Origin of the sequence: Calothrix sp. UHCC 0171 (assembly GCF_034931845.1) — a bacterium.
Lineage (GTDB): Bacteria > Cyanobacteriota > Cyanobacteriia > Cyanobacteriales > Nostocaceae > Brunnivagina.
In genome coordinates this window covers 1-15,339 of the sequence record NZ_JAYGHN010000023.1, presented here as the reverse complement: position 1 = coordinate 15,339, position 15,339 = coordinate 1, and the positions used below count along the sequence as shown (strand labels likewise).

The following is a 15,339-nucleotide window of genomic DNA, read 5'->3' as shown; positions in this document are numbered from 1 at the left end:
GGACATGGGAAATAGGGAGAAGGAATATATCCTGTCCCCATATCCCTCTATCTCCGCATCCCTATTTTTTCTGTTCTTGGATGTCCTCTGTGCGTAACTCAGTTGCACAAACGCTACCAGTGGCACTATCAAGTTTAAATTTATCGCATTCCCGTTTCTGTGGGCGTTGTAACGACCATCCGTAGGGTTTATCTGCGGTGACAACGCTGGTAGGCATTGTGGTTAAGCGAAAATATGCGCCGCGAAAATTGGTCATCATCGTATTTGCACCTTTGAGATTTGTTGCCTCTAAATTGGTACTCATAAAACTAGCAAAAGCTAAATTGGCGTTTTCTAACGATGCTGATTTCATCAGTGCCCCTGTTAAAGAAGCAGCAGTAAGATTGGCATTATTTAATAAAGCGCCCTCCAGGTTGGCACCAGTTAAATCAGCACCCCTCAAGTCAGACTGGGAAAAGTTTGCTCCTTTGAGGTTAGCGTCACGCAAGATGACTCTGGGTAAATTAGCCCCACTCAAATCAGCCCCACTCAAATCGCACCGAGGACAGCTACCTGTGGTTTTGAACTGTTCTAAATCTTGTTGGTTAAGTGCTTTGGCTTGTTGAGCTAGTCCCAAGCAAGCTAATACGGATACAGCTAGAGTAGCAAAAATTGCGTGTTTCATATTTTTACAGCTATTACCTAAGTGCGTACAGATATACTTACATATACGACTTTTTTTGGAAATAATAGGAATAAAATAGAGATAAAGAAGCTGTGAAGTAATTATAAAATATAGCTATTGGGGAATAAAAACATTATTCCCGGTTAAATGCTTAATAATTTAGACGGGCATAGTTACCCAGAGGCTATGTATAAAGTAAACCTCAAAACTAAAGAAATTTTGTTTTTGGATTAAGTTGCGAGCATCATTTGAACTTTTTGATGAGAAACCGGGTTTCTCCGCACACGAATATAATCTGTGGATAATACAGTCTTTTGCAAATAAAGAATTTATGAACTGCCTGTGAAAATACGATAAAATCATGTGTTCAAAGCACCGATTTCATTACTGAGCGACTAGAATGGGAGCAACTACGAACTATACAGAAACTCTATAGCCAAGCTTTATGTAATCCCCCAGTCAACTATGGCTGGGGGATGTTATTTTGGGAATTATTTTGGGGATATCTCTTCCAGGAAAAGCAAGACAGAGGGAAGATGTCAATCAATTCCATCCCAACAGACGCAGCCAGGGAACAATTAAATAATGGCTAACCGCTAAGTAAAAGCTGAGGAAAATACCGATGCTGCTAAAAAAGATAATTTTAAGTGGTAATTCCGAGCCAATAGATACAAGTTGAGCGTTGAAGATATCCGGGGAAAATAGATTAAAACCAATTAATAGAGCAAAGGTAATGGCGGTTCCAAAAGCCGTAATCACTGAGTGGACAAGATGATGGCTGCGAAGTCCAATACCCAGTGTGAGAAAGGAGACAGCAATGAGTATTAATCCCATTAGTGCTTCGCCAATGCTTTTAGGTGCTATTGTTTGCAAAACTATCCAACCTAAGCCGTAGCCAATAATACTTGCCAAAGAAGCGATTATGTAACGCCGTTTTTGACCAAAAACCCCAGTGATTGTTAATCCCCAGGCGGTTCCTAAGCCAGCGATCGCAAACACAATTATCCCCGCACCAGAACTATTTTCGGTATTGGGTAATACTCCGGGTAGTTGATTGGAGACGAATAATGATAGTTGATTTCCCCAATTGGTTTGATTTGCCAGTAAAAATCCAACAATTGTGCCGATGCTAGCGCCGATACCAGTTAGCAGCATTGCCCAAATGGTACTCAAACAGGCAAAGATAATGCTAATGAATGTTTTGGCGGTAAAGATGATAGTTTTTGAGGTTGCTTGGGCTAATGCAGTTGTAACTTGTTGGCAAAATTGCTTAGATTGGAGGAAAAAGTTGAGTGCTGGGGAAGGTTGAGCTTGACTAACTTGTTGAGTAATTTTACTAATAGTCTGTTGGACATTTTGCTGAACTTGCGAAAATACCGATATTGCCGGGGATGCTTGGGAAATTTGCGCCAGTCGTTTTTGAATATTTATTGCAGAAGTAGGACGCGATCGCGAATCCGACTTTACCATCTCATCGAGCAAATCGGCTAATTTGGGTTTGATATTTACCAAATGTCTCCAGCGCAATTCCCCTGTGGCTGAGTCTTCTAAATCCGCCGGATTTTTCCCTGTCAGTAACTCAATCATAGTCCGACCAAGGGCATAAAAATCAGCTTGAGGTCCGACATTACTGCCCAAAAGCTGTTCGGGAGGACTGTAACCCGATGAAAATAACCGCGTGGAACGATTCGGAAAGCGTAGCATTGCTGTACTCACTTGCTTAACTCCCCCAAAATCAATTAAAACTAATTGATCCCCCCTTGCCCCACCCCGTGAAAATGCCGCCGATCGCAGCATAATATTAGAAGGCTTAATATCGCGGTGAATAATTTTACGCTGGTGCAGATGATTGAGAATATCAATTGCTTGCATGAGCCAATTTAACACCAATGCTGGCGGACATCCTTGGGGGTAATGCTTTTGAATTTCCTCCAAAGTCAAGCCGTTGATTTTCTCCATGACTAAACAAGTCAATTTTCTCGGCTTGGGATAGGATAATTCCAGCTGAAAAGAACCGCAAAGATCGACCTCCGGGACACCAGGATGTTCTAAGTGACATAAAATATCAGCTTCTTGGATAAATAACTCCAAGGCTTTTGGTGAATCTTCGATCAGTACCTTGAGAACTTTGTCTGTTTCTGTTATGACATCCCAAACCGTATAGATTTGGGCAAATCCACCAGAACCCAAGGGTTGTAGGGGAACATAACGCTCTAGTAGCTGTAGGGAAGCACCACAGCTATTGCAAAATTTATTACCCCAAGGTTGCGGATAGGGACGCGAACATTCAGGGTTTATACAATGAATCGCACTCTTATTAACCTGGGACACAACCGCTCTCTGACACTGGCTTTAGTTGATTGTACTAAAGACAGGGTAACGCGAACTGTCATTGATTAACCATTATTAAGCGGATATTAGGTGGGAATGGGATTGCAATAAGAAATAAATGCCTCGCTGTCGTCAAAAAATGGTTGCCGCTCAAGAGCAACATCTAAAATGACGTTTGTGTCTAGCAAAACTTTCACAAGTTATGTTTCTCCTTCAAATAAATAGCTCACTATTTTATTTTCCTTCTACAGCTTCATCAAATATCTTTATTTGTTCCGGAGTCAAGTCATTTAAAGTACCTGAAACCGCTTCTAAAGTCAATAATTTTTTAATTCTCCGCGTCAATTCATGTTCGGAAATGGCTCGAAATTCTTCAGGTGGAAGTTCGCCAAAAAGTTTTATCAAGTCTTCTATCCTTTCTTGCTTTTTCAAGCGTACCGTGTAAAAGCTACTAGCTTTAAATAATTTATCTACAATTGGTGAGATGCGGTTTGTGACTTCTTGAGTATAATTAGAGACTTCTTGCATAAATTTATCCCCAATTTTGTAATAGGGAGTATTTATCTATTTTAGATCGGCATTTAATGAAGCGATCGCGGCAACCCCTCCTTTCAGAAGTATCGCCAAACATCGCACTATTTACCTTGGCGCTCGCAGCTGGGAATAAAGGATTTTTAGCAAAATTGCTTATTTCTAGGTTCACAAAGTCGCAAATCTGAGATGCTAATTCAGGATAACACAACCCCAAGACGTATATTTTGTTGCAGACATTTTTATAAGTAATAACACTGAGTATTCTTGAACTACGCATTTTTGCGGTTTATTAGTACCTACAATCAAGGCAATACTTATAGAGAATGAGTAATTAAGTAAGTAATTAAGTAAATAAGCTTTGTCAGATCAAAACAAAATGACTAAATGAGGAGGGCAAAGAATGAGTACAAAAAATTTAGAGTTTTTCAATGCCAAAGAAATAACAGTGACTTTACCTAAGCACTATGTCCAGAGGCTATATAATCTTCTCCGAGATAATTCTCAAGGCAGGGGGGCTAACAAAGAAAAAGACAGCGTCAACCTACAAGAACGTGTAGAAAGAATGCTGCAAAACCCCGAAGACAGGGATATATTGGCGTATCTAGATTGGATATTAAAGGACAATGATTAAACAGTTAGTGGTTATATAGTTTAGTGGTTAATGTCTAGTAGTAATTAGCAAATAGTAGTTAGTGTTGGTTGGATTAAGTTGAAGAAGTTCTGTTTTCAAGATATTTTTCAATATCAGCGACAGCATCTTCCCAAGCTGCTAAATCAAATTTCTGATCAGATTCGCTTTCAGAACTTTCTTCTGGTTGAATTTCCACCAATGCTGCTTCTTCCTCATCCGGAGGACTTTCTTGAAGGATATCCCCTAACTGATTTAGGGCTTCAATAAATTCTTGGTTGGCGACAGTTCGCAGTTCTTTTTGATTTGGCTCCATTGTTTTAAATAGCACTCACTCTCGATTGACTAATTTATCAACGTAATAATCAAATTGAAACATGATTATATTATCTTTGCCATTTCTGCACCAAAGTTGATCAATCCGTATTTAATTTATATATTAAATGGCTTGACGGCAAAATCAGCTAGGGTAACGGTGAAACTTTGTTGCTGTTGGGTGGAAATAAAATTGATAGCCGTTTCCGATGCGATCGCAACTGCAAGTATAACTAAATTTCGGGCTAAGGGATAATCGCAAACATCATCATTTGCAGCTGAGGGAACTCGATAAACTGGGTTCCAAATCATTTCAGCATAATCTGCGGCTAAACCAACATGCAAGCAAGGAATTTGCAAATTACTACAATTATCAGTGACGGCTTGACGGGCAATACTATTATCGAATGCATCAATAACGAGTTTGCTGCCTGATAATAATTGTGTGGTATTGGCTGCGGTTAATTCTTTGGTTATGCCTTCTACAGTGATTCCCAAAGCGCGATAAATTATATTTACGAGAATTTTGGTTTTGTATGCGCCGACATCGGAACGGTAATAAGGCTGTGTAGACAAGTTACGTTCTTCAATTCTGTCTCTGTCGATGATACGCAGTTTAGCACAACCAGAACGAGCTAGATTTTCGGCAATATTTGCACCCAATGCCCCAGCACCACAAATGGTTACGGGGAAATCCCGCAATTTCTTCATGAGTTCCGGAGTGCGGTGGAGTTGTTCGTGGAAATAAATAGACATAAATGGTTTGAGAATTACCAATAGTAAGGATTTTGAACAAGATTTTCTCAAAAATCAAAACTCTATCCCTGCTTGGGCTTTAACACCTTGTTCGCGAAATGGATGTTTAACTAGAGTCATTTCGGTGACTAAATCTGCGCGTTGGATTAATTCTGGAGGTGCGCCTCTACCTGTTAAAATTACATGGCTTGGCGCGGGTTTTTCTGCTAGCCCTGCGAGAATATCTGCAACTGCTAAATAACCGAGTTTGAGAGCAATATTAATTTCATCCAAAAGTACGAGGCGAAAATCAGGATTACGAATATATTCTAATGACTTTTGCCATGCAGCTTGGGCTATTTTAGCATCGCGATCGCGATTTTGAGTTTCCCAAGTAAAGCCTTCTCCCATTGCATAAAATTCTAACTGGTCTTCCCAAAGGCTGAAAACTTTTTTTTCGGCTGGTTCCCAAGTGCCTTTAATATATTGAATGATTGCAACTTTATAACCATGTCCTAAGGAACGTAAAACCATGCCTAATGCTGCTGTGGTTTTACCTTTCCCATTACCTGTATTGACTATAATTAAACCTTTTTCGGGTATTGCTTCGGCAATACGTTGTTCTTGCACTTGCTTACGCCGTTGCATTTTCTTTTGATATTGCGCGTCTGTCAAACCCGCAGCTTCTAATACTGCTGCATCGCTGGTAGTTTCCCAAGATTTATCAATTTCCATAATGTCCTAGCTCCGCTAATACTTAGATTATTTTAACTGTAATCAATGCAACAAAAGAAAGAAAACTCACGTCGATATTACTAAATCAACTATGTATAAATTCATGTCAACGTGAAAAACTGTATTTTATCTAATCATCTATTGGGAATTCAAAAAAACTTTCTACCCATGGCTCTATTACTCTCAGTTATGGGAGTAAATATAGTTCATATCAATTTAGTCAAGGCAAATATTGCTGACTTCAATGAAAAAAATCATCTTAGTGATATTACTAGCCAATTAAAAATAAATCACAATCATTTTCTGGCATCTCAGCACAACAATACATCTATAAATCAACCATGTGAATTAGTTACTTCTGAAGCTGCCGACAACTTTCTATTTACTCTCAAAGGACAACATAATTATGATATTGATTCTTTAGCTTTTACTCCTGATGGCAAAACATTAGTTAGTGGAAGTATTTACAATAAAATTAATCTTTGGGATTTTGAAAAGCGGCAATTAAAAAGAGTAATTAATGCTGGTAAAGATGGAGTCAATACAATAGCTATTTCTGCCGATGGCTCACTATTAGCTGCTGGAGGAGGTTTTAGTCAGCCAGAAACAGATAAAACAATTAAAGTTTGGAATCTGAAAACTGGCAGAATGATTTTCAAATTTACAGGACATACGCAAGGAATTAATGCTCTAACATTTACTCCCGACGGTAAAACTTTGATTAGTGGAAGTTCTGACAAAACAATCAAATTTTGGAATCTTAATAACGGTAAATTAGTTCGCACTTTAAGAGGACATACCCACTGGGTAATGTCACTAGCAATTAGTCCAGATGGGAAGACACTTGCTAGCGCTGGTGGGGCTTATAAAATAGATAGTGATACCGCAATTCGACTATGGGATATGCAAACAGGTAAATTATTAAAAACTTTCCCCAGAACTCCAGAAGCGATTGGAATATTAGTATTTAGTCCTGATGGTAAAACACTTGTTAGTAGTACAGGGAAGTTACAAACCAATACAACAATTAATTTTTGGGATATAAATTCGGGAAGATTAGTAAACAATATTTTGGAGAATGCTGTATCTTTAATCTTTAGCAAAGATGGAGAAAATTTACTGACAGTCAATTCTTCCTATGCCGTAGATTTGTGGAATATTAGTAATGGTAAGAAAATAAAAAACTTGATTGCAGGAATCAAGCTAGATAATGACCAAAATATCGGTAGGATTTATGTGAGTGCTGCAACTTTGCATCCAGATGGTAAAACCTTAGTAATTGGTGAAGGTGGTGTATTGTCTGGTTATAGAATTGGAATTCGCCAAATATCATTTGATAAATAAATGCACCTTGGCTAACCAAGGTGTATAAAATTGCAGTTTTATGATTCTATTTGCATGATAATCAAATATCACATTCTGAAATTAAATCAATCTAACCGCGATTTTTCTCCAGTAGTAACATCATCATCAAACTAAGTAAAACTTGCTTTTCTTCTTTCTCATTGAGTGAATCCAAAGCTTTGATAGTAAATTGTCGCGATAAAAACGAAGGAATTTTTTCTAACCGCATCACAACTGCACCATCAGCACGAAGAACTAAATAAGTCGGGTTAAAAACAAATCCACTCAACATCCCCACAAGTGGAATTTCTTGAAAAAGGGCATCAGCAACTTTTACCCAAGGGTTTTTTTCTTGAATTGTAAAACTTACATTTTCACCATTGAAAACATCATAACGCGCTCGCCATAATGATTTTAAGCCTTGCCGTTTCACCGCACCTATGGATACACCATTTTCATCTGTAAAGTCATAGCGTGCTGAAAAATCAATAATCCGGTCAGCTTTGATATAGTATAAGGGACGAGTACGCTCCGCATCTGCAAAAACCGTAATCGCTTCCTTGAGTTTGAACAGTTTCTGTTTAACGTAAAACTGTAAACTTCCTTGAGCATCAACAACAGAGATTTGGGGAGAAAAAGCCCAAAATTTGAAGGTTAGTTGGAGGGGATACTGCATAATTTGGTAAACTTGCCAAAAATCTACCTACATTATTCCCATTAATTCTAATTGACTAACATCTTCTCTCAAATTGAGGGAGAAGGGTTATTATTTACTTGTACTTGACAAAACTGACAATTTAGTATCCATTCTGCTCATTGAATTGATTGCTGATATTTTCGTCCCCTACCACTTCAGATTTTTGTGTGTTACATTAAGTAGTAGAATAGTAGTATGGCAGCCAAGCAATGGTTTGGGTTTTGTATACCCAACTGGTGCGCGAACCTCTGGATGAAGCGTATACCGCAAAGCGCAGACTATTCTATCGTGCGATTAGCTCAGTTGGTAGAGCAATCGACATTAATCGATTGGACGCAAGTTCGATTCTTGCATCGTACACCAAAAAGTTAGCTCATTTGGTAGAGCGATCGACATTTAATCGATTTGTAACAGGTTCAAATCCTGTACTTTTAGCAAAACCTTGTCCGGGTTCAAGGACACAATTATGGAACGGGAGAAATCCCAAGATGGTTCGAGTCCATTACTTTGTCAACTCTGCAATGTAGGCTACTATTAGATGTCATTCGTGATATTTGATAGTAAAAATAAAGATGCCAGAGTAATTGGTATTTCTCTAACTTGAGTATGTCCTTCGTTTATCAAATCTAGTTTTTCTTGGTAAATTCTGGAACTGGTAAATTGAACGGCATATTTGAAGGCTGTTTTGATCTTGAATTATCCAAGGATAGTTTGGGAAAATCTCAACTTTCTTAATCCAGCTTTAGAAATATATTTACCCGCATTCGCATTGTCAAACCTACACTTGCAGAGTTTAAAAATATTTTGTAGTATATGTAATACAAGCTAGATAAATATGTGATTATCCAGTATTCCTGACTTTTCTGCAAAATTGGGAATATAAAAACTGTGGGATTCCTCAATTAAATATGGTTATGAACTCCAATTTATTTAATCGCTTGAGACTACCTCAATTATCTATTAATATTAATATGTGGAAATCCTTTTATATCAAACCCAATGAAATCGGTATTTTATATAACCGTAGTGATTTTAAGAAAATTTTACAGCCTGGAACTTACACTTATTTTGGTCGAAATTGGCAAGTCAAAACCTACGATTTAAACGAACCAGAAGCGAATATTGAAAACCTGGAATTGTTGCTGCGGAATCATGGTAGCGAACTCCACGAGCATCTAGTGATTGTGCGAACTACATTTAAGCAAGCAGCTTTAGTTCGTTTAGGTCAAAATTGGGTAAGCGTGAAACCAAACCAATTACGGGCATTTTGGCGCGGTTTTATTGAAGTTGAAACCCATATTTTTGACTTAGAAGAAAACTTAGAATTACCTGGAAACTTTGTCCAACAAATTCGAGGAATTAGTTTATTTGGTTTGAATAAATTTCAAATCTCCGAGGCGGAAATTGGTTTATTATATGTCCAAAATAACTTTGTGCGTCCTCTCCAACCTGGAGAATATGCATTTTGGAATTTAGATAAAAATATCGCCGTCAATAAAGTTAGTCGCATTATTCCCAACCCCGATTTTCCCCTTCCTGATGTTTTAATTGAAAGACATCCCGACTTCGTGGCAGCATACTGCGAAATTGTACAATTACAAAATAACCAAGTTGCAATTGTGCGGTATCAAGGTAAAGTTATTGTAATCTTAGCACCATGCGATCGCAAATTATTCTGGCAAGGTGTAGAAGTGGAAGTAATTGACATCGGTACTGATGCTAAGTTACCTCAACATCTGGCTGCAGAATTGGTATCGGGTGTGCCAGTAACATATACCTTGAGTCACAACTCTTTACATGTGTGCGAAGTGCCACCTCAACATGTTGGTTTACTGTACATCAATCAGGAATTTCAAACCCAACTCCAACCAGGTTTACATGCATGGTGGATATTTGGACACAATTTACAAACTCCTGTCTTTGATTTACGTCAACAAAATTTGGAAATATCCGGACAAGATATTCTCTCGAAGGATAAAGTTCCTCTCCGCTTGAATCTTACCGCAGGTTATCGGATTGTAGACCCATTACAGGCAAAAAATACTTTGGTGGATATTCCTGGATACTTGTACAAAGAGCTACAGTTTGCGTTGCGTGGTGCTGTTGGGGAAAAGACTTTGGATGCTTTATTAGAAGATAAAGGTGCAGTTGACATCAGTATCTCTGAATACATTCGCCACAAGACATCTGCATATGGAATCGAAGTCGATTCTGTGGGCGTGAAGGATATAATTCTGCCTGGAGAAATTAAGACGATTTTGAGTAAAGTTGTGGAAGCCGAAAAAACAGCCCAAGCAAATGTGGTACGTCGTCGGGAGGAAACCGCAGCCACTCGCAGTATGTTGAATACAGCCAGGGTAATGGAAGACAATCCCGTTGCCTTGAGATTGAAGGAGTTAGAAGTATTGGAAAGGATTGCCGAGAAAATTGAGAAAATTCAGGTGAATGGGAGTTTGGATAGTATTTTAACCGACTTAATTCGGATGAATCGAGAATAGAAGCATGTGAAATCCGACTTTTCAAAAGTCGGGCTAAAATCCTAAATCTGCTTTGGCTAATTCTGCCGCCGCAAACACCTCATCATCAGCTTTTTCTTCCCAAATTTGATCACCAATTTCGGCATAAAATTTCTCATCATAGGGACGAGTTCTGACAACCACTGGCATCGGTACAGCATGTCCTAATATTAATGCTTGTTGTTTAGAATCTAACTTCGCTAAAACGGAGCGCAAGGCGGCACCACCAGATACCCCGGTAAATATGGCTTCGATATCTTTTTCGTCGTTCAATAATGCAGTCACACGAGTCCCAATTTGGGACATAACTTCATTATCAATTCCCGATGGACGCTGGTCTACTACTAATAGGGTGACGAAATATTTCCGCATTTCTCTGGCAATTGTACCGAAAATCGTACTGGCGACAATTGCAGGATCGAGAAATCTATGGGCTTCTTCAATTGTAATCACTAATTGGTTCGGTTTATCAACAACATTACCGCTTTGGAGAAATTGCTCTGCCTTACCTACATAATGTTGGTGGATACGTCGGGTAATCATATTTGTCACCAACATATAGGAAAGCATATCCGACTGCGAACCAAATTCAATCACAATATTTTTACCTGCTTCCAAGGTTTTTAAAATTTGATTGACGTAGTTTTGCGGACATGCAGAACGCATATACTTCAGATTTTCTAAGCGCAATAATTTCCGTTGCAATGCGGTAATTGAACCTTGGTGCCCACGTTTTTCTTCGCAAAACATCTTGATTTCTTCATTTGTCATATTGATTAACTGAAGAATCCAAGCTTTACCAAATTCTGCACTCAAAATATTCGCATTATCTAAACTTGCTTCCGATAATCCCAAATCACGACTACACAAGCGAATATCTTCAACTTCAATTTGGTCGTAACTAAGATATAATTCTTGAGCATTTTGTACCCCACGACGCTTGGTTGATGCCGGGTCAAGGGTGTATACTTCCACGCGATCGGGGAATAATTGTTTTAATCCTTTCACAGTGCTGTAGGTTTTTCCTTCACAAACAGCCTGCCAACCATATTCGGAGTGCATATCAAAGATTAAATTCACCCCGGCATTTTTGCGGACAATTCCCGCTAAAAGCAAACGAGTTAAAAAAGATTTACCAGTACCAGATTTCCCGAATACACCATTACTGCGCTCGACAAATCGATCTAAATCTATACATACCGGGACATCCATATCTAAAGGCTTGCCGATGGAAAAATTCTTGCGATGGATGTCATCCTCCCAACCAAAAACGCGACGAAAATCCTCTTCCGACGCTTCGTAAACTTGGCTAAAATGACTAGGAATTGTTTTTACTGGTAACAATTCCATTGTCGTACTAGTTTGGGGTTGAAACGATGCTAAACCTTTTGTGGCTGCTTTGACTAATGCATTTGCAGATTTTCCATTTTTACTGGGAAAATCCTCCTCAACCTCCGGAGTAAACATCAACATTGGAGCCAGATTGATGGTTCCAAAAGTACCGCTACCCGCCAATACATCTCGTAAAAAAGTATCTTCCCAATTCGGGGGATTGGCAATGATGCGCTGATTTGCCATACCCAACGCCACATCAGTTAGCATACAGAAAAAACGCGATCGCATCCCCTGCACAACCAAAAATTTTCCTACCCGCATATCTTCTACAGAAATATCGGGGTGCAAACGCACTTCGAGTCCACCTGTCAGCGAACCTTGAGTAACTGAACCTAACGGCTGTCCCAACTGCATTGGATTCACTACATAATTACCAGATTTATCTTATGTTGCATTTTAATAGTTATGTCAAAAAAATGCGAACAAAATTTAATACAAAGTCTATCTTAACAACGCCAAATTTGATTATGAATTTATCTTGTATAGAAATGCCAGGAGTAAAACTTTTATTGCAGATGTCTCTTTCTCTCATTGGAGACTGCAAGCAAGGAAATACCAAAGCCAAATATTTCTAGAGATTATGCGAACATTACTCTTCAGGTTACTGCTAAGTATTACTAGATAAAGCGCATTGAAAAATCAGGTCGCCTAAAATATAACGTGAGCGAATTCGATTCAGTCAATACGACGATTGCTAACCAGGTAACTTCCTCAATTCTGCCCTTGGAAAATCGTGATCGCCTCACCCATGAATCATTTGGGCGGTGTTATCCTAGCATGACTAAGCAGAAAAAAGCATAATTGATTGAGAAAAAAGTTTAATACACGAATTGTCAATAAATTGTGAAATTTATGTGTTTAGCACATAAACTAAGTATTTTTCCGATAACAAAGCTTATGTATTTAATGCATAATATTTTCAAGAATTTAAAAATAAATTTATGAACATTAATTTGCGCGGCGCGCGTGAGGGAGCAGGGCTAAGTCAGTCAGAGCTTGCCATTATACTTGGAATTTCTCAGACACAAGTGAGCCGATATGAACAATATCCGGGAGCCATACCGGCTGAACTTTTATTGCGTTGGGCGCAAGCATTAGGAACAGATATTCAAACGCTCATGGCGAGTGCTATCCCATTATCACCTCCTATTGATGCTGGCGATCCGTATTTACAATTGCGGAGAGATTTGCATTTGGTCGAACAGTACGTGACTAATTCTTATCCAGATGGAGAACTCAATATTCCTTACAAACCTCCAACAGCAAACGATATCATTCAGAGGATTCATCATTATCGCCAAAAGCCAAATTTAGTATTAGTAGGTCGATTCGATTCTGGGAAGTCGCATTTGGCTAATACCTTAATGGGGGCAAAAATACTACCTTCGCAGTATCAACCTGCTACCAGAGTCATTACTTTTGTGAGGCATATTAGCGATCGCCCATCCTGGTTTAAAGAGCAGGTTGGTATTCTGGCTGAAGATTTTTGGACAAGAGATGAAAAGGGAAATCAGGTTTTTGACTTAAATTTGTTAGACTCTCAACTTTGGCTTGAAAGACACTCTATCAAATTAGGTTCTTTAGAAGTTTTACGAGAGCATGGAGTACACAATCATCTTAGCGAAATTGAGATTGAGGGACACTCAGCAGTTGTATACGTTGACTCACCAATTCTTAAATCGTGTAATATCGTAGATTTCCCTGGCTACTCAGACCAAGCAGATCAAACATCAGAAGATGTAAAGAAAGCGAATAGTGCTGTTCAAATAGCAGATTTGATTTTGTACACTTCACCCATTAATGGTTTTATGAATGCTGAGGATTTTAGCCGTCTTAGTTATCTGCTAAGGGTATTACCATCACCTGAAACTCATAATCAAGAGTTCCCGATACTTGGAAATTTATTCATTGTGGGTACTCATGCTAATCCAAGCATTTCAGACCTAGACATAAGTTCGATTCTGCAAACTGGTTCGATTAGGTTTTATAAACATATCGAGGAAACAGTCCTTATCGAACGTAGCAAAAGGATTAGCCGCCCTATTAAAAAGGAAAGTCTACAGAGACGTTTCTTTGCCTTTTGGGAAGAAACGCCTCGCCGTTGGGAAAGCCTAAGAAAAGAGTTGATTAAAATTCTTGGAGAATCACTCCCTAAAGCTCGAATAAATAGAATAGATCGGGAAATTGACTTGCTTCAAAATCAAGCTACAAGACGAATTTCTGAGCAAATTCGTGCTGATGAGGAATCTGAGACAGAGCAACGACAGCCAGAGCTTGAAGAGTTAGATAAAGAAGAAACTGAAAGGCTAGCTGCAAGAGAGCAAGGGTATCGTAAATGCCAAAATTATGCCCTAGAACTGCGCGATAAAACTAAAAACTCCTTTAAACAGGCTTATACAAGCTTGATTGATATTTGTATTATTCAAAAACTAATTTGCGATCGTTACCAAGATAAGAAAGAAGCACAAGAGTACATTGCAGTCTATCTGAATGAACAACTTGGCAGTAAACTTACACATTATGTTATTGAAAATGCAGAGTTTTTCAAGATTGAAGTGGAAAAGTTTTTGGACACTTATGAGGAAGCACTCCTTAAACTTCCTAAGCTCAATCTTGGCTCTGTTTGTATACCTTTCGACACAAAAGGTGCATTTATAGGAGGTATTGCAGGTTCAGGTAGTGTTGGTGCGCTTGCTGTTTGGGCTGCCTCATTGGGAAATCTAGGTGCTTATATCCTGGTAGCTAAATTTGTCAGTCTTCTCTCTGCATTAGGTATCAGCATTAGTGGGGGTGTTGCGACAGTCGTATCTTTTGTTGCTGCGATTGGTGGTCCAATCACACTAGGAATAGGATTATTGGCAGCAGTTTTTTCACTAGGTTTAGCCCTATTTGGAGAGTCATGGGAGCGTCGCCTGGCAAAGAAAATTGTTGGTCATTTCGAGGAACAGAAAGTATTAGATAAATTTTTACAAGCTAGTGATGAGTATTGGCAAGATACAGCTAAAGCTTTTGAAAAGGGAGCGAATGCTGTTGAAGAAGAATTTCAAGAGTATATTCAGCATCTTCGAGAACTTTGCTCTAATGAGGAGGCATCCAGAGAAAAAGTTGAGAATATTTTACTTTTGCTTAGAAAATTCAAAACATTTTTCGCCGAAATTCCCTGGAGGGGTTTATGAGCTAGCAGAGGCTTTATCTGCTTACATCTGGAGATTACCTGTTTTTAGCATTGACATGGAATTGTTCGGAAACCTGGAAACCTTTGCAGTATTAACCCTAAACAGGATTTAGAAACTTTTTATTAAAATACTTTACAAAAATAAATAAAGACGTTAGTATTTACTCATCAGGTAAAAAGACCTACCCGATATCATTCATCACAATAAAGCAATCATAAAAACATGACCGCAACCTTACAAAGACGCGAAAGCGCCAACGTATGGGAAAA

At 38.7% G+C, this 15,339-nt stretch carries 13 protein-coding genes and 2 tRNA genes; 7 read left to right on the top strand and 8 right to left on the bottom strand.

Features of this window, described 5'->3' with window-relative positions; genetic code table 11:
- Nucleotides 1-61: 61 nt before the first annotated feature.
- From VB733_RS17225 to VB733_RS17215, 3 genes are all read right to left on the bottom strand, one after another.
- The gene (locus VB733_RS17225; RefSeq protein WP_323341291.1) at nucleotides 62-664 is read right to left on the bottom strand and encodes a pentapeptide repeat-containing protein; all 603 of its coding nucleotides are present in this window, start codon (nucleotides 662-664) and stop codon (nucleotides 62-64) included.
- Nucleotides 665-1,207: 543 nt separating this feature from the next.
- The gene (locus VB733_RS17220) at nucleotides 1,208-2,995 is read right to left on the bottom strand and encodes a protein kinase domain-containing protein (RefSeq protein WP_323341290.1); all 1,788 of its coding nucleotides are present in this window, start codon (nucleotides 2,993-2,995) and stop codon (nucleotides 1,208-1,210) included.
- A 234-nt stretch (nucleotides 2,996-3,229) separates the two neighbouring features.
- A complete protein-coding gene (locus VB733_RS17215; RefSeq protein ID WP_323341289.1) occupies nucleotides 3,230-3,523 on the bottom strand; it encodes a hypothetical protein in 294 nt (97 codons plus the stop codon).
- Nucleotides 3,524-3,929: 406 nt separating this feature from the next.
- Here VB733_RS17215 and VB733_RS17210 point away from each other — a divergent pair, with 406 nt between their 5' ends.
- A complete protein-coding gene (locus tag VB733_RS17210; RefSeq protein ID WP_323341288.1) occupies nucleotides 3,930-4,160 on the top strand; it encodes a hypothetical protein in 231 nt (76 codons plus the stop codon).
- A gap of 73 nt (nucleotides 4,161-4,233) precedes the next feature.
- On the opposite strand, the gene VB733_RS17205 is transcribed toward VB733_RS17210, so the two are convergent.
- The 3 genes from VB733_RS17205 to cobO form a co-directional block, all read right to left on the bottom strand.
- A complete protein-coding gene (locus VB733_RS17205; protein ID WP_323341287.1) occupies nucleotides 4,234-4,473 on the bottom strand; it encodes a hypothetical protein in 240 nt (79 codons plus the stop codon).
- Nucleotides 4,474-4,589: 116 nt separating this feature from the next.
- Nucleotides 4,590-5,228 (bottom strand): ThiF family adenylyltransferase, encoded by a 639-nt coding sequence (locus VB733_RS17200; RefSeq protein WP_323341286.1) that lies wholly within the window; start codon nucleotides 5,226-5,228, stop codon nucleotides 4,590-4,592.
- Nucleotides 5,229-5,282: 54 nt separating this feature from the next.
- Nucleotides 5,283-5,942, bottom strand: coding sequence for a cob(I)yrinic acid a,c-diamide adenosyltransferase (gene cobO, locus VB733_RS17195; protein WP_323341285.1), 660 nt, complete (start codon nucleotides 5,940-5,942; stop codon nucleotides 5,283-5,285).
- 168 nt (nucleotides 5,943-6,110) lie between these two features.
- Between cobO and VB733_RS17190 the strand changes: the two genes are divergently transcribed.
- A complete protein-coding gene (locus tag VB733_RS17190; protein ID WP_323341284.1) occupies nucleotides 6,111-7,286 on the top strand; it encodes a WD40 repeat domain-containing protein in 1,176 nt (391 codons plus the stop codon).
- Between the two features lie 91 nt (nucleotides 7,287-7,377).
- On the opposite strand, the gene VB733_RS17185 is transcribed toward VB733_RS17190, so the two are convergent.
- Complete coding sequence (locus tag VB733_RS17185; RefSeq protein ID WP_323341283.1) at nucleotides 7,378-7,962, bottom strand: hypothetical protein; 585 nt, start codon at nucleotides 7,960-7,962, stop codon at nucleotides 7,378-7,380.
- 309 nt (nucleotides 7,963-8,271) lie between these two features.
- Here VB733_RS17185 and VB733_RS17180 point away from each other — a divergent pair.
- From VB733_RS17180 to VB733_RS17170, 3 genes are all read left to right on the top strand, one after another.
- Nucleotides 8,272-8,346 (top strand) — tRNA-OTHER (locus VB733_RS17180).
- A tRNA-Lys gene (locus tag VB733_RS17175) sits at nucleotides 8,346-8,415 on the top strand. Before VB733_RS17180 ends, VB733_RS17175 begins: the two co-directional genes overlap by 1 nt.
- Nucleotides 8,416-8,954: 539 nt before the next feature.
- Nucleotides 8,955-10,481 carry a slipin family protein gene (locus VB733_RS17170; protein WP_323341366.1) on the top strand — a complete coding sequence of 509 codons (1,527 nt, stop codon included), beginning with the start codon at nucleotides 8,955-8,957 and terminating at the stop codon, nucleotides 10,479-10,481.
- Nucleotides 10,482-10,514: 33 nt separating this feature from the next.
- On the opposite strand, the gene VB733_RS17165 is transcribed toward VB733_RS17170, so the two are convergent.
- Nucleotides 10,515-12,248: an ATP-binding protein gene (locus VB733_RS17165; RefSeq protein ID WP_323341365.1), complete on the bottom strand. Its 1,734-nt coding sequence runs from the start codon at nucleotides 12,246-12,248 to the stop codon at nucleotides 10,515-10,517.
- Between the two features lie 306 nt (nucleotides 12,249-12,554).
- On the opposite strand from VB733_RS17165, the gene VB733_RS17160 reads away from it, so the two are divergent.
- Together VB733_RS17160 and VB733_RS17155 are read left to right on the top strand one after the other, a co-directional pair.
- Nucleotides 12,555-12,695 (top strand): hypothetical protein, encoded by a 141-nt coding sequence (locus VB733_RS17160; protein ID WP_323341282.1) that lies wholly within the window; start codon nucleotides 12,555-12,557, stop codon nucleotides 12,693-12,695.
- Nucleotides 12,696-12,835: 140 nt separating this feature from the next.
- The gene (locus tag VB733_RS17155) at nucleotides 12,836-15,070 is read left to right on the top strand and encodes a dynamin family protein (protein ID WP_323341281.1); all 2,235 of its coding nucleotides are present in this window, start codon (nucleotides 12,836-12,838) and stop codon (nucleotides 15,068-15,070) included.
- Nucleotides 15,071-15,339 lie beyond the last annotated feature (269 nt).